This is a genomic window from Gilliamella sp. B14384G12, assembly GCF_016101825.1.
GTDB classification, from domain to species: domain Bacteria; phylum Pseudomonadota; class Gammaproteobacteria; order Enterobacterales; family Orbaceae; genus Gilliamella; species Gilliamella apicola_N.
In genome coordinates this window covers 104,109-126,881 of record NZ_JACFPU010000010.1, presented here as the reverse complement: position 1 = coordinate 126,881, position 22,773 = coordinate 104,109, and the positions used below count along the sequence as shown (strand labels likewise).

Genomic DNA, 22,773 nt, shown 5'->3' with positions numbered 1-22,773 from the left:
CTATGATAATTTTTAAATCTCGACTATATTTTGACATAAAAAGACCCCCAGTTAGTGGTTGTCCAACTATTGGGGGTCACTTCAAATTCTTCATTATGTCCAAAGCGTACCATTACAAGATAAAAAACCAGGAAATGCTATGCGTAATAGCAGAAGTGCTCCTTTCTTTGATTATGATGGAATGGCAGAAATTTGGCGGCAAAGTAAAGAAAAGATGCTAAATATCAGAACTTCACCTGAAGCAAAAAAAGCTATACAACTACTATTGGATGATGAAAATCAGTTTGTCGATCATTCACAATCATTAATCTGGTATGCAACGGAACGAACGATTTTTTAAATTCACATCCTTTACTATAATTCGTTGTTATCATTTTAAATTCTAATAATTTTATTCTAATTAAAAAAGCCATTCTGAAATGAATGGCTTTTATATAGATTAACAGAAATTAATAACTGTAAAATCTTTACTCCCACTCTATAGTAGCAGGTGGTTTTCCGCTTATGTCGTATACAACTCGTGATATGCCATTTACTTCATTGATAATGCGATTCGATACTCTTCCTAAGAAGTCGTATGGAAGATGAGCCCAATGGGCGGTCATGAAGTCGATGGTTTCAACGGCACGCAGTGAGACAACCCAATCATATCGGCGTCCATCGCCCATGACGCCAACCGAGCGTACTGGTAAAAATACGGTAAATGCTTGGCTAACTTTATGATATAAATCGGCTTTGTAAAGTTCTTCGATAAAAATCGCATCGGCTTGTCTTAATAAATCACAATACTCTTTTTTTACCTCACCCAATACCCGAACACCTAAACCCGGTCCCGGGAATGGATGGCGATAAAGCATATCGTAAGGTAAACCAAGTTCCAGACCGACTTTACGTACCTCGTCTTTGAATAATTCACGTAATGGTTCAACTAAGCCCATTTTCATATCTTCAGGTAAACCACCCACATTATGGTGAGATTTGATGACATGAGCTTTACCTGTGTCAGCAGCAGCGGATTCAATAACATCAGGATAAATAGTTCCTTGAGCAAGCCATTTGACATCTTTTAATTTTGCTGCTTCTTCATCAAAAACGGCAATAAATTCACGACCAATAATTTTACGTTTAGCTTCTGGATCGGTTTCGCCTTTTAATGCAGCCATAAAACGGTCTTCTGCATTAACAGCAATAATATTTAAACCAAATTTATCACCAAACATCTCCATTACTTGCTTTGCTTCATTTAAACGCAGCAAACCATGATCAACAAAGACACAAGTTAACTGATCCCCAATAGCTTGATGTAATAATAATGCGGTAACTGATGAATCAACGCCACCAGAAAGACCTAATAATACTTTATCTTTGCCAACTTTTTCTTTAATACGAGCAACTGCATCAGTGATAATAGAAGAAGGTGTCCATAATTTTTCACATTGGCAGATATCAATAACAAAACGTTGCAGTAACTCTAATCCTTTAACAGTATGCGTTACCTCCGGATGGAACTGCACGCCATAAAACTGTTTTTCATCGTTAGCCATAATGGCAAATGGGCATGTTTCTGTTTGCCCGATTAAAGTAAACGTGTCGGGTAATGAAGTGACTTTATCGCCATGACTCATCCAAACATCGAGTTGCTCAAGTCCCGCATCACTTGTGCTATCTAAAATACCTTCGGTTAATTTGGATTTTGCAACAATATCAACTTTAGCATAACCAAACTCACGTTGATTAGATGCTGTAACTTGTCCGCCCTGACCGACTTGGATTGCCATAGTTTGCATACCGTAGCAGATACCTAACACAGGCACACCAGCGTTAAATACATATTCAGGCGCTCTTGGGCTATTTTGTTCGGTCGTACTTTCAGGGCCACCTGATAAAATGATGCCTTTAGGATTAAATTGTTTAATTTTTTCTTCCGAAACATCCCATGGCCAAAGTTCACAATACACACCGATTTCACGAACTCTTCGAGCAATTAATTGCGTTACTTGTGAACCAAAATCCAAAATCAATATACGCTGTTGGTGGATGTCTTTATTCATCAATTTTAATTCCTAAAATATAAGCCAATATAAAAATTGCTTGGTATTGTATCATCTAATCATTATGCTTAAATAGCGTATCAGCATTTTTTATGTAATAAATATTCATAAAAAAGATATTTAGCATATTAGGGAAATAAAACTTGCAATTAAGGTGAAGCATAGCTGAGGTATTTGCAGGCTTACTCACTGATCAATATTTAAAGGAAAATATCTGAAAAACAGAAAAATATACACAGTAAATATAATTTCACTAGGTATATATTAATTAGGAAGTTAGTTTATTGTTTGCTTTTTATTTGAACAACAATTACCATTTTTCAACAACAATATTATTTCGAAATTTTAGGTATAGTATTGCCAAGATCATGTTCAAAACGTGCATTAATCTATAAATAAGTATCTTTAACTATGAGTAGTTTAGCACCTACCAATTCTACCCCCAGTATTATTATATTTTTCAAATTGGTATTTATATCTACGTGACTAGATTTTGTAAAATCGTGCCAAACATTGACGATGGTATAAATCATAGCCATTTGTCGTGATTTATCCTAATTACGATAAGTTACTCATGTAATTTACTTTAAGTACAAATATAAAAACTTGCATAAGATTTAGAGTTACTGTTGCAGTATTGATATTGTTATCACCGTACTAGTTTGTCACATTTAACAGAATCCATAAGCACTTTTGTGCAATATAAGTAAAATGTTAAATCGATAAAATTAAAACTGTTATGATTTATTGAGTAATACCTCTTACTAATTCAGAAGAAACAAAGCCCGCACCAATAATAATATTAATTTTTATAGATATTTGATTCAAAATTCTTGGCTTATATACCCTAACATTGAACTGTTTTAATAACAGGTTTTGCTTTTGACTTGTGATAACCAAAAAAGCAAAGATTATTTTTTAATACTTTTTTACATATTGATTTCATGAGTAAAATTTCATTCAATCCAAATGGGCAAAAAAAAGATAAAAGCCATAGCCGTTTCGTTTCATCCTTTTCGTTGCATTGGACAAAATTGAGATAACTTTTCATTTTATTTAAATATTGCCATTCTTCTTCCTTATTCAAATAAGCCCAATTGAGGTACCCTAATGGTCTATTATTTTTAATCAATAAAATAAAGTTTTTAGACTTGATGATAGGAAGTAATGCTTCTAATGCTGAACTTATCGCCGCATTTCGATAATTAGGGTTTCTATTCCATAACCACATGGTATAGCCTAATACTTCGGATTCATTCCACGCAGTATCTTGATAAATATTTGGTGCAATGATTTGGATTAAGTTTTGATTAGAACTGTTCATTTCGTTTTACCTCTAATAACATTAATTTAAAACCAATTTATTAAAAGATAGAAGTTATTTTTATGTAGTAAATTAGAATTACTGACATAAACATTACTTGTTTAGTCATTTAAAAATGAATGAAATGAGCAAATACAAAAAATAACTATTTAATTAGATCACTAAAAATAGAATTAGCTTAAAACTAAAAATAAATTAAACTAAATAAATTATTCTTAAATGTAATGAATTTGAACGCAATAACAGCTATAAACAATATATAACAAACATTATTTTTAACTATTTTTGTTTTTATAAAGGACAAAACGTTATAGTTTGGTTGAAATGAGAGGTTATTGAATAACCTCTCACAAATTGAAACATCAATATAAACTATTTACCAGCATTTTGCTCTTGCGCTGATTGAATAGCTGTTAATGCAATAGTATAAACGATATCGTCAACTAATGCACCACGAGACAAGTCATTAACAGGTTTACGCATACCTTGTAACATTGGACCAATTGATACAAGATCAGCAGAACGTTGTACTGCTTTATATGTGGTATTACCAGTATTTAAATCAGGGAAGATAAACACTGTTGCTTTACCCGCTACTTGTGAATTTGGTGCTTTAGATTTAGCCACATCAGGCATAACTGCTGCATCATATTGTAATGGACCATCAATCATTAGATCTGGGCGTTTTTCTTGAGCAATACGAGTCGCTTCTTTCACTTTTTCAACATCAGCACCTTGACCAGAACTACCTGTTGAATATGAGATCATCGCAACACGTGGTTCAATACCAAAGGCAATTGCAGTATCTGCTGATTGAATAGCAATTTCAGCAAGTTCTTGTGCGTTCGGATCTGGATTGATTGCACAGTCACCATAGATATAAACTTGGTCTGGCATTAACATAAAGAAGACAGATGATACAAGTGAACTACCTGGGGCAGTTTTAATTAATTGTAATGGTGGGCGAATGGTATTGGCAGTGGTATGAACCGCACCTGATACTAGACCATCAACCTCGTTAGCTTCAAGCATCATTGTACCAAGCACAACATTGTCAGCTAATTGCTCACGCGCAATAACTTCAGTCATACCTTTATTTTTACGTAATTCAACTAAGCGCGGTACATATTTTTCACGGATATTTTCTGGATCAACAATTTCAACGCCAGCACCTAATGTAACGCCTTGAGACGCTGCTACTTTACGAACTTCATCAGGATTACCAATAAGTACACATTTTGCAATATTACGCTCTGCACAGATAGCTGCAGCTTTGATTGTTCTTGGTTCATCACCTTCTGGTAAAACTACCACTTTTTTCGCATTACGTGCAAGCTCAGTTAGCTGATAACGGAAAGCTGGCGGAGATAAACGACGAGTTGAATTCACCACTTCATTTAATGATTTGATCCAATTTGCATCAATATGGTCAGCAACAAAGTTTTGTGTATTATCCATACGTTCTTTGTCATCAACCGGAATTTCTAAATTGAATTGTTGTAAATTAATTGAAGTTTGGAATGTATTTGTTTTAACAGTAAATACAGGTAAGCCTGTATCAAAAGCTGGTTGGCATAATTTATAGATTTTTTCATCAATTTCATAACCGCCAGTTAACAATACACCACCAATTGCCACACCATTCATAGCAGCTAAACTGATTGTTACTAATACATCAGAACGGTCAGCTGAAGTCACAAGTAATGCATTTGGTTGCAAATGGCTGATGATATTTTGCACACTGCGTGAGCAGAATGAGATATGTTTAATACGACGGCTTTGAATTGAACCTTCATTAATGATTTTGGCATCAAAATGTTTAGCGATATCAATTGCACGGCAAGCACTTAAATCAATATTCCAAGGAATACAACCAAGCACAGGAATTGGGCTATGACGATTTAAATCTTCAATTGTGATTTTTTCACCATCAAATTTATGAGTATGGTAAATTTCTGCAACATCTGGACGAGCAAGAGATTGCTCTTCTACAGGTGCATTTACTTTATTAACAATGACACCCACGATTTTTTCATTTTTAACGCCACCAAAATTAGAACGGGCAATTTCAATACGATCTTTTAATTGTTCTGGTGTGTCTTTACCCATATTAACAACAAAAACTATTTCAGCGCCAAGCGTTTTAGCGATGTTATTATTTAATTCATTAGCAAACGGATAATCAGCAGTTGGAACAATACCTTCAACTAATACAACATCAGCACCTTTAGTATTTTCAGCATAAAGGGCAACGATTTCTTCCATTAACACATCTTGTTGATTTAAACCTAATAGGTTTTCAACATGGCTCATTTTAAGTGGTTTTAAAGCGGGAATTGATGTGTTATTACTCACTAATGTCGTGGTGTTGTCAGGGGCATCACCACCTGCTCTTGGCTGCGCAACTGGTTTAAAAACGTTTAAGTTAATACCTTGACGCTCCATAGCTCGAATAACACCAAGACTCACACCTGTTAACCCTACATTGGTTCCGGTTGGAATTAGCATAATAGTACGAGACATAATTATTTTCCTCTTAATTCTTTTATGTAAAAACAAACCGCCATTTCGGCGGTTTTAATCGTTTATTAAGCAGTTAGACGCGCAGCATCCTGAGCGATAACAAGTTCCTCATTGGTTGGAATCACCATTGCAATCGCAGAGCCGTCTTTAGTGATTGTACCGCCTTTGCCAAAACGTGCAGCAAGGTTACGTTCTTGATCAAGTTCAAAACCTAGAATACTTAATTTTTGTAAGGCCATACGACGAACTTCTTCAGAATTTTCACCAATACCACCAGTAAATACGATTGCATCTAAACGACCGTCTAAAAGCATTGCATAACCACCAATGTATTTAACTAAACGGTGAACAAAGACATCTAAAGCATTTGTTGCATTTTCATCTTTGCCATAGTTGTCAGTTACATAACGACAATCGCTACTTACACCTGTTAAACCTAATAGACCAGATTTTTTATTTAAAAGACTGTTAATATCAGCAACTGACATATTTAAGTTATCGTGTAAGAAGAACATGATAGCAGGATCGATATCACCACTACGTGTACCCATTACTAAACCTTCAAGTGGAGTTAAGCCCATTGAAGTCTCAACGCATTTACCGTTTTTAACAGCAGTAATTGATGCACCATTACCTAAATGACAAGTGATTACATTTGTTTCTTCAACTGGTTTATTCAATAATCTTGCAGCTTCACGGCTAACATAATAGTGGCTAGTGCCGTGTGCGCCATAACGACGAATACCGTGTTTAGTATAAAGTTCGTTAGGAATAGCATACAAATAAGCTTCTTTTGGCATAGTTGTATGGAATGCAGTATCAAATACAGCAACATTTTTAGTTTTTAGATGAGGGAACTCTGCAAAAGCTTCACGAATACCGATTAAGTGCGCAGGATTATGTAAAGGTGCAAATGCTGCAGCTTCTTCAATACCTTTTAATACTGAATCATCGATTACGACAGATTGAGTATATTTTTCACCACCGTGAACGATACGGTGTCCAATAGATTTAATACTATCTAATAATTCTGGTTTTTGAGGGAAGATGCTATTAACAATAAATCTGATTGCTTCACTATGAGCAGCGCCAGCACCTAAAGAAGCTTCGTTCTTAACACCATCAAGTTTCCACTTAATACGTGCATCAGGAAGATTAAAACATTCAGCTAACCCCGATAAAAACTCATCACCATTTTCAGGGTTAATAATGGCAAATTTTAATGAAGAACTTCCGCAATTAAGAACAAGAGCGTTATTACTTGATGACATAGTAATTCCTATAAATTGAATAAAAAGATATATACCAATCAAAATTGGTAACTCAACACATGATTTAAAAATCGATGTGACTACGTTAAGGTGACTTCTGATATCTTGCTTTTTGAGATAAAATAGAGAGAGTCTCCAATTTGAATGACATTATTTTAAGACAATAAGAAGTGAATGTCGAGGAATCCCAACAAGATGAATTTAGTTAATACATTTAAGGCTGGACAAAGGTATATGAAGCTTTGTCCGACTGATCAGCAATTGATGCATTCATTTCCTGAATTAAAAATCATTAACCACATAAAAACCATAACAAAATATTTGCCACCCTGCATTGTAGGGCTAATTGTTTGGCAATATTATATGCCAGCGCAGCTTGCAGTAACAATCTTAACTATTTTGTTTGCCTTGAGCTTACCATTACAAGGTATATTTTGGTTGGGTCGACGTTCACAATCACCTTTACCCCTTAATTTAGTGGATTGCTATAACCGAATCAAATTACAACTCATCGAGAAAAAAGTATTAAATGTTAACGCAAATCCGAATGAAAAATTAACGTTTGAATCATTAATGCAACTTATAAACTTATCTAAAATTCATTTAGGTAATTATTTTGGACAAGATGATGATGCATCTAACCAATAATGAAGATTAACTCATGCAAAATTTTTTGGAAAAATTAAAAAATCAAATTAATGTACTTGAACAAGAGATCAATTTATCAGATCAACAATCTTTTCAAGAACATTATTTTGATGAACATTTGTTTAACACAAGCAAAATCGAATCCAATAACCAATTCTATCTTGATAAAATAAAGCAGACTTATCAAGCCCTTTGCGATGCGGTACTCTCTCAAAAATTGATGCAAATTGAATTTTTTTCAGAAAAGCTTATTGATCAAATCTCCGCCCTTACCCGCGAGCTTGCTACTGGACATTTACGTAAGCAGCCTACCGACTATGTTATACTGGAAACACTTGCCGAAAAACACTCAAGACATTTGGATTATCTAAGGCGATTACAAGATATGAAATATGAATTTGAACTTTCATCTGATTCAATTGATCATATTAAAGTTGCTACATTGGATAATCGAATCTACCGCTGTGAACAAGCGATAAAAAAAATTGAATTAGAAATGGAAAACGATAGCCTAGATTAAATTATTTGCTTACATCTGCTCTTTTTTAATACAGCTTTTAACATCTGTCTCGCTCAAGAACTAGGTACTTAAAAGAGTTGTTTCATTACAATAAAATAATATGATTCAATAGAATAGAATTTGAAATTACATTAAACATCAATATTTCTTATAAATTTAGGGCTTATTATATCGGCTTTATTATCTAACTCGTCTTGCTTTCCACTTTGATTTTTTTCTTCTCTTTTTTTATATACTGTCCGATAACAATCACGATTACCAACATAAATCTCATTTAGCGTTAAATCTGATTGAATATCTTTAAAATAGTCATCGAGTTCATCCCATGGAGAAGGAAGTGCAATAGCTATACCATAGTTGTCATTAAGAATAAGTTCACCCCAAAAAATAAGCTATTTTTTGGTTAAATTAAGCAGTTCTCCCATTGTAATGCCAGCATATAATTCATTTTTATATTTATTTGTGTATTTTCCTTTATAATTTTGATTACACCATAACTCTTCAATTCGACCATTTCAATTTGTAGAAATAGTTATTGTTCCATTATTCAAGCAATACAAATATTTTAGTTCGTATCCAACTTTATTTGAAGAACTTGGTTTTTCCCACGTGCTTTCTTCAACATAAAAATTTTCATATAATTCATCTGCATAAAATTCCACATCACGACCAATCTCAATATTACCCAAAGTTTTATAGCTTATTATATCTTCATTAAAATCTATCATTTGGATGATCCTTTTTAATGAAATTATCCTTTTTTATCTTATAAGCCCTTCTCTTTTAAATTTCGCTATCAACTCACGTCCTTTTTCAGAAAGTTCTAATTTTTTTAAACACACCTGAATTATTTTTTTCGAAGACATAAAAAAGTATTTAGAATCGTTCATCAAAAAATCTATATAATCATCAGAATAAGGAACATTAGGATCAAAACCTTCGATTTTGGTTTTAATAATTTTTGTTAAAAATTCATCAAAGGAATTAGCGACAAGCTTTAAATCTAGATTCTGCTCTAAATAACCATTTCTGACTGTCATATCAAAATATAGATCATTAACTTCATGATCCCAATGATAAACTTTGCCATTTGGATACAAACAAAGTAAATCTCCGAAATTTAAAGATGCTATAGCAATGGACCGTTTAGGGATTCTATTTAAATACATCCAGTTATTAGCAATTACATCTTCCCGATCTCGTTTCTTAGAGAATCCGAACATTACTTCAAGCGGAAGTGATTCACCTTGACAGTCAATGGAATAATCAAACACATCCTCATCAAAAGCAATGACATTATATTTCTTTAAAAATTTAATATAAGAATTATGAGAATCTGTTGTAATTTTTAATTTAGAAATAAGTTTATCAATATTTCTTGGCACAGCATATTTTGATTCAAACATTCGATTTCCTTAAATACCATCCATAAATAAAAACTAATTTACTGCCAACCTAACACTACTTGTTTTATCGTTTTGCTTCATTAAAAGTCAATAATTTATCAAATAATTCTGAATTTTTATACTGGGATGATATCAAATTATATTAACTTCAATTGTGTACTATTTTATGAACACATTTTTAGTTATCAATAAAATTACATCTTTCTTATATCAAAAACGAATATTGTTATAATTATTATTTAGTATCATCTTTTTAAGTTACCTTTATAATATTGTTATCGTCAGCGATTATTAAAACGCTATTCCCTTTAAAGTTATTTATAAGGATTATTTAATGAGTAAAATATTTGATGATAATTCACAAACCATCGGTCACACGCCTCTAGTTCGTTTAAAACATTTTGGTAACGGTAATATTTTAGCCAAAGTGGAATCTCGCAATCCTAGTTTTAGTGTTAAATGTCGTATTGCATCAAATATGATTTGGGATGCAGAAAAACGCGGGTTATTAACATCGGATGTTGAATTAATCGAACCTACTAGTGGTAATACGGGTATTGCTCTTGCAGCAGTCGCTGCAGCACGAGGTTATAAACTAACCTTAACCATGCCAGAAAGCATGAGTATAGAACGTCGAAAATTACTCAAAGCTTTAGGTGCTAATCTAATTTTGACTGAAGCGGCAAAAGGCATGAAAGGCGCAATTGAAAAAGCCGAAGAAATTGTTGCTAGTAATCCTCAAAAAAACATCATGCTGCAACAATTTAGTAATCCAGCCAACCCAGAAATTCACGAAAAAACCACTGGACCAGAAATTTGGAACGATACGGATGGCCAAGTAGATATTTTTATTGCTGGTGTAGGTACTGGAGGTACTTTTACAGGTACAGTTCGGTATATTAAAAAGACTCAAGGCAAAAACATAACAGCCGTAGCTGTTGAACCGGCTACATCTCCAGTTATTAGCCAAGCCCTAGCGGGTGAGCCAATTAAACCAGGACCACACAAAATTCAAGGTATTGGCGCTGGGTTTATTCCAGAAAATTTAGACTTAAGCTTGATTGATATAGTTGAAAAGGTCACAAATGAACAATCCATTGAAACTGCGCGAGAATTAATGGAAAAAGAAGGTATCTTAGCAGGTATATCATCCGGTGCAGCCGTTTATGCAGCTGATCGTTTAGCAAAATTACCTGAAAATGCCAATAAAACCATTGTGGTAATTTTACCGTCATCTGGTGAGCGTTATCTTAGTACGGATTTATTTAGTGGTATTTTTACTGAAAAAGAACTTGGTTAAACCAAATCTCGAAACGAAAAGCGCGACCAAGTTTGAGTCGCGCTTTTGTATATCTTTTTTACTTTTTTAAAAAAGTAATCACTCATCTTGAATAATACCAAAATGTCGATAAGCATGTGGTGTTGCAATTCGACCCCTTGGCGTTCTTTGAATATAACCTTGTTGAATCAAAAACGGTTCGAGCACATCTTCGATGGTTTCACGCTCCTCACCTATGGCAGCTGCAATGTTATCAAGACCTACAGGCCCACCCATAAACTTTTCAATAATGGTGAGTAATAATTTACGGTCCATATAATCAAAACCTTCGTTATCTACATCTAACATATCAAGTGCTTGGGACGCAATTTTTTGATCAATCACACCTTTTGATTTTACATCAGCATAATCACGCACGCGACGCAATAAACGATTAGCAATTCGAGGCGTTCCGCGTGAACGTTTGGCAATTAAATGAGCACCCTCATCAGATAAGTCCATACCTAAAAATTTAGCACTACGACTAACAATATATTCCAAATCCTCAACCCGATAAAACTCAAGGCGTTGCACAATACCAAAACGATCACGTAATGGCGAGGTTAACGAACCCGCTCGCGTTGTTGCACCAATAAGTGTAAATGGAGGCAAATCGATTTTAATTGAACGTGCTGCGGGACCTTCCCCTATCATAATATCAAGCTGATAGTCTTCCATAGCTGGATATAAAATTTCTTCTACTACAGGTGAAAGGCGATGGATTTCATCAATAAATAGCACATCGTTAGGCTCTAAATTGGTTAACATTGCAGCTAAATCACCTGCTTTTTCTAATACAGGGCCAGAAGTAGTACGTAAATTAACGTTCATTTCGTTAGCAACAATATTCGCTAAAGTTGTTTTACCTAGTCCTGGCGGACCAAAAATTAACACATGATCAAGTGCATCGCTACGTTGCTTGGCAGCTTGAATAAAAATTTTCATCTGTTCACGTACTTGTGCTTGCCCAATATATTCGTCCAAACTTTTAGGACGAATAGCACGATCCAGTGATTCTTCTTCCTTTTTGGCTTGAGGTGCAATCAAGCGATCCGCTTCAATCATAGTAAATCCCTATTTATAATGCTGATTTTAATGCTTCGCGAATAAGCGTTTCACAATCCATATCAGGTAATATAACTTTATTAATAATTCGACTGGCTTCTTGTGGTTTATAACCTAATGCGATGAGTGCTGATACAGCTTCGCTTTCTATTTGGTTAGATGATTTTTTAACGCTGCTGGCTTCTATAACTGTACTTATCGGTGAAAGCTGCTCAGCAAAACGTTTAAGGCGATCTTTCATTTCCACAATCAAACGTTCTGCTGTTTTAGTGCCAACACCTGGCAATTTAACTAAAGTTTTAATTTCACCCTGCTCAACGGCATTAATAAATTGTTGTGCAGACATTCCAGACAAAATTGCCAACGCTAATTTAGGGCCTACACCATTGACCTTAATCAATTCACGAAACAATTCTCGTTCTTGCTCTTGATTAAAGCCATATAATATTTGCGCATCTTCCCGCACCACAAAATGGGTTAATACAATGACCTCTTGCCCATTGTCAGGAAGTTCATAAAAACAGGTCATCGGCATAAAAACCTCATAGCCGACGCCACCCACTTCAATCAGAACTTTAGGTGGTTGCTTTTCAATAATGGTTCCACGTAGACGACCTATCACAATTTATCCTTAGTAATTTACTGTTGGTTGAAATAATTGACGGCTCTTGAAAATAAAATATTCATTATTTAATCATTAATTTTTATTTGACGAACAAGAGTAGCAATTAATTTGAAAGTAATTGGTCGTTAGTTTACCTGATAGAAAAAAATTAATAAAGAAAAACTGTATAAATAGACAGGCAATAGCTGAAAGAAATTCGCCGATTACTGTTTAATAATCGGCAAAAAAGTAAGATTAAATTAATATAATAAAATCAATTAAAACGGCATTTTAAAGCCTGGTGGTAACTGCATACCGCCAGTTACTTGTGCCATTCGCTCTTTTTGTGCGTCATCTAAACGACGAGTCGCATCATTGTAGGCAGCAGCAATTAGATCTTCCAACATCTCTTTATCATCTTCCGTAACTAAAGAGGGATCAATTTCAACACGTTTACAGTTATGTGAACCATTTATTGTTACTTTAACTAAACCAGCACCTGATTCACCTGTCACCTCTAATTTGGCAATCTCTTCTTGTGCTTGTTGCATTTTTGCTTGCATTTGTTGAGCTTGCTTCATTAAATTGCCCAAACCACCTTTTCCACCTGAAAACATATTTATTCCTCATTAAAAAATTTAGCCCATAATTATACAGGACGAATGCTCGCCTCATCAATCTTCGCTTCAAAATATTGACAGATCATCGATACTTTTGGATCTTCATTTATGGTCACCTTAGCTTGTGCAAGCTTTTGTTGATAAAGATCTTCACGCATTTCTAAAGGCGTTTTATTATCCTTATTATCATCAAGAATGATCTTAACATTTAATGCTCGTTGGCGATAATTAGCTATCGCTTTTTCAACTTTAGCCACATTACTTGATGAGTTGATCAGATGTTTTACCGCAGATCGCATATGTAAAATGATATTATTTTCATCTGTCTGTTCAATAAACGAATTACTGACAATTTGTTTGATAAGTGGCGATAAATCCAACTGTTCTATTTCAAAACACCACGCATCTTTCTCTGCCATTTCCTCAATTAATTTTTTTGTCATTTCAGGTGTTTTATCACCGTTGAGCGATTCCCGAAAAGTTTTAGTGTCAATAATTAAATCATCTTTAGTCTCAACATAACCACAAGCTTGCCACTGATAATTTTCAGCCGTAATGACTTCTTCTGTCTCATTGTCATGCTCATCTTCATCATTATCTTTAATATCGACTTGTTTATTATCAGCGAGTTGAGTAATATTTTTAGCATGAGTTAATGATGAATGAATTACCTCTGATTTTGGCTGCAAAGGCTCGACTTTGGGTTCAGACTTTTTTGTTTTTTGTTCTCCTTTGATTAACTGCATCCTCATTTCTAATATGTTTTTTGTAACAGAGGATGCATCATCAGGAATAGATAGATCTTGAACATTTGATTGAGCAATCGGTACAGGTTGAGAGTCAACAGGTATGTTGCTATTTTGATTTGAAGTTAAGTTAGATTCCGATTCTGGATTACTCTTTTTTTTTGATAAAATCTGAGTTGATTGTATGTGTGACTTAGGTTCAGCAACAATTGATGGCTCAACCTGTGGTTTAATACTCGGTTTAGGTGCTATAGTTGTATCATTATTTTTAGGCATGAAAGCTAAAGCACGTAAAAAACTCATTTCAGTACCAATTTTTTTATCTGGAGCATACGCCAAATCTTTTCTACCCATCAATAGGATTTGATAATATAACTGCACATCATTTGGCGCCATATATTTTGCTAGAAAACGAATTCGTTCTTCTTGATCGGTATAATCGCCTAATGCGGTTGGTACAACTTGCAACAAAGCAATTTGATGTAAAAGCGCAATACTTTCTGCTAATAAATTATCCCAATCTGCACCTTGTGCTGCTGCCATATCAATTTGCTGCATTAAGGCATTACCCTCATTATGGTACAGTGCTTCGATCAGTGAAAAAGGGATGGATTTATCAAGAGTACCTAACATCAACGTCACTGATGCTGTATCAACTTCGCCATTACCAAGTGCGATGGCTTGGTCAGTTAAACTTAATGCATCACGCATACTGCCATTAGCCGCTTTAGCCAATAACGATATCGCTTTTGGATCGTTTTTAATCTGCTCCAATTTTAAAATATGAGTAAGTTGCTCACCAATGAGCGACGTATCAAGAACATTTAAATGTAAATGCAAGCAGCGCGACAATATAGTAATAGGTAATTTTTGAGGATCAGTCGTAGCTAACAAAAATTTGACGTGTTCTGGTGGCTCTTCTAAAGTTTTGAGTAATGCGTTAAAGCTACTGCGTGATAGCATATGCACTTCGTCAATTAGATAGACTTTAAAACGACCCTTAGTAGGAAGATATTGAATGTTATCCAAGATCTCCCTAGTATCCTCTACTTTAGTTCTAGAAGCAGCATCAATTTCAAGCAGATCAACAAAGCGTCCTAACTCAATATCACGGCAATTATCACATTCACCGCAAGGTGTGGCGGTTATACCTGTTTCGCAGTTTAAACCTTTTGCTAATAGACGAGCAATAGATGTTTTTCCTACGCCTCGAGTACCCGAAAACAGATAAGCATGATGAACTCGTCCCAGAGATAGCGCGTTAGATAAAATTTTTAAAACATGCTGTTGACCAACCACTTCAGAAAATGATTTAGGTCGCCATTTACGTGCTAGAACTTGATAACTCATAATCACCATTGTTTATTACTAATGAAATTGGTTTTTATCATAGCATAAAGTCCTAAGTTAGTCTGCAACAAGACAATAACCGGCCTAATATTAGACAGCATCTTTTTACATAAATGTATACTTAACCTGAAACTTTTTTTCAAAGTAGTGATAAACTAATTAATTTAATATTAGACTTAATAGAATTGAAAAAGTAAATTCCTTTCGTTAAAAAATCCTTATTTAATAAAAAATAAGCAATCAATATTAACTAATAATTAAGAGCGAGTATCCAATCATGTACAGTCTCTTTATGATATGATATTTTTAAAACATTTTCTTATTAATGGAGAAAAATTTTGAATATATTAAAAACTCTAAATAATAAAACAGATATACCGTTTGAAATTTCAAAAGGAATTGAGATGAATTCATCATATATTGAATTTTTAGATACCAACCCAAAAATAAAAATAGGTTATGGAACTAAACTCAATTCCGCATCGATAACCGTTCGAAAAGGTGGAGAGTTAGAAATCGGCGATCTATGCGAATTAAGAGGTCGAATTATCATTGAACCAAATTGCAAATTATTTATAGGCAATGGATTAATTTGTAATGATATGATTTTTATACATGTGGCTGAAAATGGAGCAATTCATATCGGTGATGATTGTTTATTTGCCAACTGTAGGATTTATAACTCAGACATGCATGGTGTTTATGATATGCAAACACGCAAAAGAATAAATCCTCCTAAAGATGTTATCATTGAAGATAAAGTCTGGTTAGCCCGCGATACGATTGTATTAAAAGGTGCAAAAATCAATAAAGGCTGCGTTGTTGGTGCAAGAACTATTGTTAATAGATCATTTTCAGATTTTTCAATGATTGCTGGCTCTCCAGCCAAAACAATAAAAACAGGAATAATGTGGACACGCAACGCTTACGAAACACCTCCTGAACTTATTCATCCTGATTTTCCCCTCAGTAAGTTTTGTTCACTTGCTATGCAATTTAAACATGATGAAGTGATATCAATTGGCATGCTACTTTGGAGCAAGAGAAAAGAGATTACTGGATCAGATTATTATATTATTTACTACTTAGCCAGAGCTATTTTACTTGAGTATTTTAAGCAACAAAATGTTGATGTGGTAAAAATTGGTGATATAGACATAACACTTATTGAAATATATGATACGTTATACGATTGCTTTGAAAAAAGTAAAAGAAAAAACTGGCCATGTGGTTGTTACGCTCGACTTGCAGCTAAATGTGCAGGAAATACAGAACAAGCTGATCACTTATATAACACAATTAAACCTTTTTTTCCAAGTATTGATGAACCTTTATTTAATTAATAAATACTTTATTATTAATTAAATTTAATGAGTAAGTTAAGTAACAACAATGACTAATCTGTAGGTTCTAGGCAACGTATTTAAACAAAAAAGATGACCCAAAAATATGTGTTGTTGATAATAGAAGTCGTAGGTACAGAATGATGATATATTGAATTTTCAAATTTAGCTATAATCTAAAAAAAGCAATAACTCACAACACCAAATAGCCCAAGGAAAGCTATACTAAAAACAGAATTTTTACATAAATGTATAGCTACCCTGAAACTTTTTTACAAAATTTAATTTTGATTTAAATAAGCCCAAGCATATTGCGCATAGAATTCAGCGCCTAATGCCATACCATCTTCATCCACATTAAAACAACCATGATGATGTGGCCATTGGGTATCTTTATCAGGATTACCCGAACCAACTAAAGCAAAAGCACCCGGTATATTTTCTGTATAGTAACTAAAATCCTCACCACCTGTTGTCGGTGCTTCAAAGTATAGTGCTTCTTCACCAAATGATTCGACAATTACTTTTTGTGCTAGTAATGCGCTTTCTTTATCATTGATTACTGGCAAAGTGCCATAGATGTACTCAACTTCGGCTGTTGCGCGGTACATTGCAGCAACTTGATTAGCATAACGCCGAATTGCTGATTCAATTTTGTCACGCACGGCAACGTTAAAACAACGTACTGTTCCATCTAATACCGCATTTTCGGCAATAACATTAAAGCGTGTACCAACATCCATACGACCAATTGTCACAACAGCGGGATCAAGTGGCGACACTTCGCGCGACACAATGGATTGGACATTCATAACAAATGCGGAAGCAACCATTACTGCATCAACGGTATCATGTGGCATAGAACCATGCCCACCTCTTCCTTTAAAACGCACAGTCAATAAATCAGCAGAAGCAAAACTCGATCCAACTACACAAGATATTTTTCCAACTGGCATTTGTGACCAAATATGCATACCAAATGCACTATCTACTCCATCAAGCACACCTTGTTTAATCATGCCTTTGGCACCTTGAGCAACCTCTTCAGCGGGTTGAAAAACAAGTCTTACATTACCTTTTAGTTGATCGCGAATCTCATAAAGCGCTTTTGCCGCTGTCAGTAACATAGAAGCATGGGTATCGTGGCCGCAAGCGTGCATTTTACCATCAATCGCTGATTTATAATCAATGTTTTCACTCAGTTCTTGTACTGGTAACGCATCAATATCTGCTCTTAATAAAATTCTTTTACCTGGTTTACCTCCTTGAATTTCAGCAATAATCCCTGTAGGTTCCGTACGTCGATAGGCAATTCCTATTTTATCAAGCTCCTGAGCAATTCTATCTGTGGTTCTAAACTCTTCCCACGGTAATTCAGGATGACGATGAAGATCGCGACGAAAAGCGACCATCTCATCAATATTTTGTTGTATTAATTTTTTTATGTTTGGATTCGTCATTTTACTACCTTTAATATTTCAATTTGTTCTACTTTTATAACACTAGCCATTGTTGAGCTATCATTAAATAAATACTGTTAATTTCCATTAATTGCTATTGATAATGCTAATAAATGTGATTATCAAATTTTTTTGGATGTTATAATTAATTATTGCACTGCTGATGCAGGGCCTACTATCATATTTACCATAATACCTGCTAATACAACTGAAACGATAGTTACCGATATAAATCCTCCAATCAACATTGGTGCTAACATATGACTAGTTAGTATTTCTTTCTCTTTTGGATCTTTAGTTAAATTATTAATGACTTCATTAGTGATTATGTAATCGGCAGGAAAACCATACAACGCTGTAAGCGCAATTGAAAAAGCCAGTTCTTTACTCACTTTTAATATTTTGCCTACAATAACTGAAAAAATAAACATACCGACAACTGCAGATAAAATAAAGATGACTAGGGGCGTTAGCAAACGCATAAGCATTTCGGGTGTTGCTCGACTTAATGTATCAAAAATAAATAACATTAACCCCATCACAGTTATTCCAAATCCACCTGCTTTTTTTAATGGATGGCGTTCTAAAAAACCAAATGACGCAGCTATTACACCAAATAACAAACATAATACAAATGGACTTACACTAACTATCGGTTTTAAAACTTCTGAAACAAAGTAAGCTAAAAAACCGATGACCGCAATACGTAAAAAAATGAAATACGATGAATTATAGCTTGAGGGAATTTTTGCAAACAAACTTGGCATTGGATTTTCGTCTGACGATATTGCTTGTTGTTTATCAATGGAGGATTTAGGGTCATCACTTACATGCCAAGTGCCTGCATGATATTGCTTTAAAACTTTTCGCCCTTCGCGCTTTAGCATAATAGAAGTAAGTGGATAACCAATAAATCCTTGCATCACATAAATAATAATGGCAAAAACAGCCAAATCAGGCAATCCTGCGTCTTTTGCCCCATTAGCCATAATAATTGCCGAAACAATACCACCCACTAAAGGAGGAATAGCAACCACTACCGTATTAAAATCGAAGAGCAGATACCCAACTATGATAGCCACAATAATAATACCAACAATTCCTGCAAGAGAAATTAAGATGGTTTTCCATTGCAATAATAATTCTTTAACTGATAAAAGTGTACCCATGTTAACAATGAGTAAATACATAAACATAACAGCAACGACTGTTGGTACTCCTGCTCGTGCCACAATATCGGTAGGAAAGAATGTCCAATATCCTAATAAAAAAAGAACAGCGCAGATAAATACAGACGGAACCCATGCTTTGGTGCGGATCGAAACGATATCGCCAAGATAAAGAATAACCAGTAACAGCACTAATGCCAACATTTGTGGCATGTCATTCATTGGTGACATAAAAACTCCATTTTTACTATTTTTATTTACTATTTTGAAATACTATATTTTTTCGATAATCGTTATTATGGCGGAATTATTCATCAGATTATATATTTTTTACTATAAAATCTTTAATTTCCTCTAAAAATAGATTGCCATATTTTTCCAATTTGATTTTTCCAACTCCCGTAACATTAATTAGCTCTTTTTTACTTGCTGGCGTTGTTTGCACCATTTCTAATAATGTTGCATCGCTAAAAATAATATAAGGTGGTACATCTTCACTATCAGCAATATCTTTACGTAATCGTTTCAGATTATTGAATAACATACGCTCTTCAAAGGATAACATCGCTGTCATATTTATTGATCGAGCATAACGATTTAGGCGGCTTTTCTTAACAATTTCAAGGCGAGGTTTGGCTAGCGATAATGGAATTTCACCTCTGAGTATTTTTCTAGCTTCTTGAGTTAATTGTAAGGTTGGCAAACTTGAAGAAGTTGAAATATTTTGAATCAAATAACCTAAGTGAACCAGCTGTCGAATCACACTTAGCCAATAATTACTAGATTGATTTTTACCAATACCATAAACGGACAATTTATCATGACCATTTTCTTTAATTTGAGAACGAGCAGAACCTCGTAAAACATTAACGATGTATTGTGCGCCATAACGTTGTTCTACTCGATAAATGCAAGATAAAACTTTTTGTGCATCAACTAAGCCATCGTATTGTTCAGGTGGATAAAGACAGATATCACAATTATTACAAGGCTCCGTTCGTTTTTCGCCAAAATAGTTAAGCAATACAATTCGTCGACAAGTTAAACTTTGTGCAAATGACTCCATAGCCTCAATTTTATGTTGTTCAATCTCTTTATGTACCCCATCTGCTTTTTCAGCGATTTGTTGATAATACCAGTTCAAATCATTTTTATTAAACAATAAGATTGCTTCTGCTGGGACGCCATCTCGCCCCGCTCTGCCGGTTTCTTGATAATAGGCTTCGATAGTTCTAGGGCAATCAGCGTGCACGACAAATCTTACATTAGGTTTATTAATCCCCATGCCAAATGCAACGGTAGCAACAATGATTTGCACGTTATCTTTTAAAAATGCTTCCTGCGCTATTTGACGCTCACTGTAAGTAAGCCCTGCATGATAAGCCATAACGGAAAATCCCCGACTGGCAAGTCGAGTCGTCATATCTTCAACTTTGGAACGGCTAGAACAATAAATTATTCCACTATTTCCTTTTTGCGTTTCAATAAAAGAGACCACTTGTTCTGTTAAGTTAAATTTTTCAACAACGGTATATCGGATGTTGGGGCGATCAAAACTACGAACAACAACCAAAGGATCGACCAATTGAAGTTGATGAATGATATCCGTTTGTGTCATCTTATCGGCAGTGGCGGTTAACGCAACAATCGGAACGTTCGGAAATCGAGAGGACAACTGCCCTAATTGTCGATAATCAGGTCTGAAATCATGCCCCCATTGTGATATGCAGTGAGCTTCATCAATCGCAATGAGTGAAGGGGGATGGCTTTGAATCATTGATATAAATGAACCTACGGCAAGCCTTTCAGGAGAGATATATAATAATTTTATCGAGTGATTTAAATATTTTTCAACTACCTCTTGCTGTTCTGCCAAGGACTGGGTAGCATTGAGAAGCGCCGCCGGAATACCGTTAGCAAGCAATTGATCAACCTGATCTTTCATTAATGAAATTAATGGGGAAATGATTAACGCAGTGCTTGGCAATAGTACCGCTGGAATTTGATAGCATAACGATTTTCCCCCACCAGTTGGAATAATTGTTAATGTATCTCGTCCATCGATAATTGATTCAATAATTTCTTTTTGTTGATTTCTAAATGATTTATAACCAAATACATTGTGTAAAACATCTTCAATCTGATCTTTTATCGACATATTAACCAAAACAAATAACCCCCTTTATCAATTTAGGGAGTATAGCTAAAATAATTTCAACAAACCACTACCGACTTACATTTATTTGCTGTTTATATAATGCATAAAATTTTTCGGTTAACAGAAACAATGAGAAAACATTCATCTAACAATCATTTTTAACTTAACAATTAAATACCATTTATTGATTATTTTATCAACACTATGTTTCGACAGATTAAAAAAACGGCTATTTTTAAATTTTTTACTTGATACAAATCGAATTGCCCGTTAATATTTGCGTGTTTCCGATATACGCCCGTAGCTCAGTTGGTTAGAGCATCACCTTGACATGGTGGGGGTCAGTGGTTCGAGTCCACCCGGGCGTACCATTCTTCTTAAGAATTTATAGCTATTTTGATCTTAAGTCTGTTTCCTATAAAATTTTCACTAATCGAATATAGCTAAAATAGCAAGCAGTGATATAATAAAATCAATTAAAATAACAGTAAACTATCCTAATTTATAGATAGTAAGTTCTATTATTCGGCTTTTCTCGTTGATTTCTATTAAACTACATCGACAATATTCCTGTTATAAAGACTGGCAACACTATGTACCAAAAAAACGAAAGGAAAGCATCGTCATAAATAAAAAATTAATATAATCATGTTTAAATTATTTTAATAAAAACAAGAAAAATCAAACCAAAACTAATTGTTAAATATGGGCAATATCAACATTTGTTATCAATAATCATGGTAAATCACCACTACCTTATCACATTAAGATCTTCCCAAAGATATCAAAATAGATCTGTAGGTCGAATATTACCAATCTTTTTTAACCATTTAGCACTGGCTATGATTGAACCCGAGTTATTATCTTTGTCAAGATAAACTCCATTTGCCTTAATTTTATTAAGCAAATCTCTTATTTTCTCTGCTAAAAGTAAGTTATTATCATCATGAATTATTATTGCAGTAATTATTTGGTTAATAGAACTAATTAAATTGTTTACTTCATTAACTAATTCAACTAAAAATCATTATCTCAATTTCGACGTTTTAGATTTAGCAAATAGTTTGATGTAACTTCTAAATGTTTTATCATTATAATTTTTTTCTTGGTTAATTTCGAAATTGGCAATAAATCATATTTGAGTACCATTTCTAAAAAAATAAATTGTTTGATACACAAAAAATTATCGTGAGACCA

General features: G+C 34.2%; 18 protein-coding genes and 1 tRNA gene. 6 read left to right on the top strand and 13 right to left on the bottom strand.

The genetic code is table 11. From position 1 onward, the window contains the following. Nucleotides 1-58: 58 nt before the first annotated feature. Nucleotides 59-340, top strand: coding sequence for an EthD domain-containing protein (locus H3S73_RS10625; protein ID WP_198236588.1), 282 nt, complete (start codon nt 59-61; stop codon nt 338-340). Between the two features lie 127 nt (nt 341-467). Here H3S73_RS10625 and guaA read toward each other — a convergent pair whose 3' ends face one another. From guaA to H3S73_RS10605, 4 genes are all read right to left on the bottom strand, one after another. Continuing rightward, nucleotides 468-2,051: a glutamine-hydrolyzing GMP synthase gene (gene guaA, locus H3S73_RS10620; RefSeq protein WP_198228233.1), complete on the bottom strand. Its 1,584-nt coding sequence runs from the start codon at nt 2,049-2,051 to the stop codon at nt 468-470. Between the two features lie 847 nt (nt 2,052-2,898). Then, nucleotides 2,899-3,375 carry a toxin-activating lysine-acyltransferase gene (locus tag H3S73_RS10615; RefSeq protein WP_198236587.1) on the bottom strand — a complete coding sequence of 159 codons (477 nt, stop codon included), beginning with the start codon at nt 3,373-3,375 and terminating at the stop codon, nt 2,899-2,901. A gap of 372 nt (nt 3,376-3,747) precedes the next feature. Then, nucleotides 3,748-5,898, bottom strand: coding sequence for a phosphate acetyltransferase (gene pta, locus H3S73_RS10610; protein WP_039126948.1), 2,151 nt, complete (start codon nt 5,896-5,898; stop codon nt 3,748-3,750). A gap of 65 nt (nt 5,899-5,963) precedes the next feature. Beyond that, complete coding sequence (locus tag H3S73_RS10605) at nt 5,964-7,169, bottom strand: acetate kinase (protein ID WP_039126951.1); 1,206 nt, start codon at nt 7,167-7,169, stop codon at nt 5,964-5,966. 195 nt (nt 7,170-7,364) lie between these two features. Here H3S73_RS10605 and yfbV point away from each other — a divergent pair, with 195 nt between their 5' ends. Beyond that, nucleotides 7,365-7,817, top strand: coding sequence for a terminus macrodomain insulation protein YfbV (gene yfbV / locus H3S73_RS10600; protein WP_039126954.1), 453 nt, complete (start codon nt 7,365-7,367; stop codon nt 7,815-7,817). Nucleotides 7,818-7,830: 13 nt separating this feature from the next. Then, nucleotides 7,831-8,337 (top strand): primosomal replication protein PriC, encoded by a 507-nt coding sequence (gene priC / locus H3S73_RS10595; protein WP_198236586.1) that lies wholly within the window; start codon nt 7,831-7,833, stop codon nt 8,335-8,337. A 515-nt stretch (nt 8,338-8,852) separates the two neighbouring features. Here the strand turns inward: priC and H3S73_RS10590 are convergent. Together H3S73_RS10590 and H3S73_RS10585 are read right to left on the bottom strand one after the other, a co-directional pair. Further along, nucleotides 8,853-9,065 (bottom strand): hypothetical protein, encoded by a 213-nt coding sequence (locus H3S73_RS10590; RefSeq protein ID WP_198236585.1) that lies wholly within the window; start codon nt 9,063-9,065, stop codon nt 8,853-8,855. A gap of 33 nt (nt 9,066-9,098) precedes the next feature. Next, a complete protein-coding gene (locus H3S73_RS10585) occupies nt 9,099-9,743 on the bottom strand; it encodes an SMI1/KNR4 family protein (RefSeq protein WP_198236584.1) in 645 nt (214 codons plus the stop codon). A 334-nt stretch (nt 9,744-10,077) separates the two neighbouring features. Here H3S73_RS10585 and cysK point away from each other — a divergent pair, with 334 nt between their 5' ends. Beyond that, nucleotides 10,078-11,043, top strand: coding sequence for a cysteine synthase A (gene cysK / locus H3S73_RS10580; protein WP_025315738.1), 966 nt, complete (start codon nt 10,078-10,080; stop codon nt 11,041-11,043). Between the two features lie 78 nt (nt 11,044-11,121). On the opposite strand, the gene ruvB is transcribed toward cysK, so the two are convergent. From ruvB to dnaX, 4 genes are all read right to left on the bottom strand, one after another. After that, nucleotides 11,122-12,126, bottom strand: coding sequence for a Holliday junction branch migration DNA helicase RuvB (ruvB, locus tag H3S73_RS10575; protein ID WP_025315739.1), 1,005 nt, complete (start codon nt 12,124-12,126; stop codon nt 11,122-11,124). A gap of 13 nt (nt 12,127-12,139) precedes the next feature. Further along, complete coding sequence (ruvA, locus tag H3S73_RS10570) at nt 12,140-12,748, bottom strand: Holliday junction branch migration protein RuvA (protein ID WP_198236583.1); 609 nt, start codon at nt 12,746-12,748, stop codon at nt 12,140-12,142. A gap of 260 nt (nt 12,749-13,008) precedes the next feature. Then, nucleotides 13,009-13,347 (bottom strand): YbaB/EbfC family nucleoid-associated protein, encoded by a 339-nt coding sequence (locus H3S73_RS10565; protein ID WP_025315741.1) that lies wholly within the window; start codon nt 13,345-13,347, stop codon nt 13,009-13,011. A 32-nt stretch (nt 13,348-13,379) separates the two neighbouring features. Beyond that, nucleotides 13,380-15,446, bottom strand: a complete 2,067-nt coding sequence (gene dnaX / locus H3S73_RS10560) for a DNA polymerase III subunit gamma/tau (RefSeq protein WP_198236582.1) — start codon at nt 15,444-15,446, stop codon at nt 13,380-13,382. A gap of 404 nt (nt 15,447-15,850) precedes the next feature. Here dnaX and H3S73_RS10555 point away from each other — a divergent pair, with 404 nt between their 5' ends. After that, nucleotides 15,851-16,789 (top strand): acyltransferase, encoded by a 939-nt coding sequence (locus tag H3S73_RS10555; RefSeq protein ID WP_198228225.1) that lies wholly within the window; start codon nt 15,851-15,853, stop codon nt 16,787-16,789. 281 nt (nt 16,790-17,070) lie between these two features. Here the strand turns inward: H3S73_RS10555 and H3S73_RS10550 are convergent, their stop codons facing one another. The 3 genes from H3S73_RS10550 to recQ form a co-directional block, all read right to left on the bottom strand. After that, entirely contained in the window at nt 17,071-18,249 is a 1,179-nt protein-coding gene (locus H3S73_RS10550) for a M20 family metallopeptidase (protein ID WP_198228224.1), read from the bottom strand. Between the two features lie 149 nt (nt 18,250-18,398). Next, nucleotides 18,399-19,631, bottom strand: a complete 1,233-nt coding sequence (locus tag H3S73_RS10545; protein WP_370528803.1) for a hypothetical protein — start codon at nt 19,629-19,631, stop codon at nt 18,399-18,401. Between the two features lie 106 nt (nt 19,632-19,737). Continuing rightward, complete coding sequence (gene recQ / locus H3S73_RS10540; RefSeq protein WP_086308258.1) at nt 19,738-21,576, bottom strand: DNA helicase RecQ; 1,839 nt, start codon at nt 21,574-21,576, stop codon at nt 19,738-19,740. 294 nt (nt 21,577-21,870) lie between these two features. Here recQ and H3S73_RS10535 point away from each other — a divergent pair. Next, nucleotides 21,871-21,947 (top strand) — tRNA-Val (locus tag H3S73_RS10535). Nucleotides 21,948-22,773 lie beyond the last annotated feature (826 nt).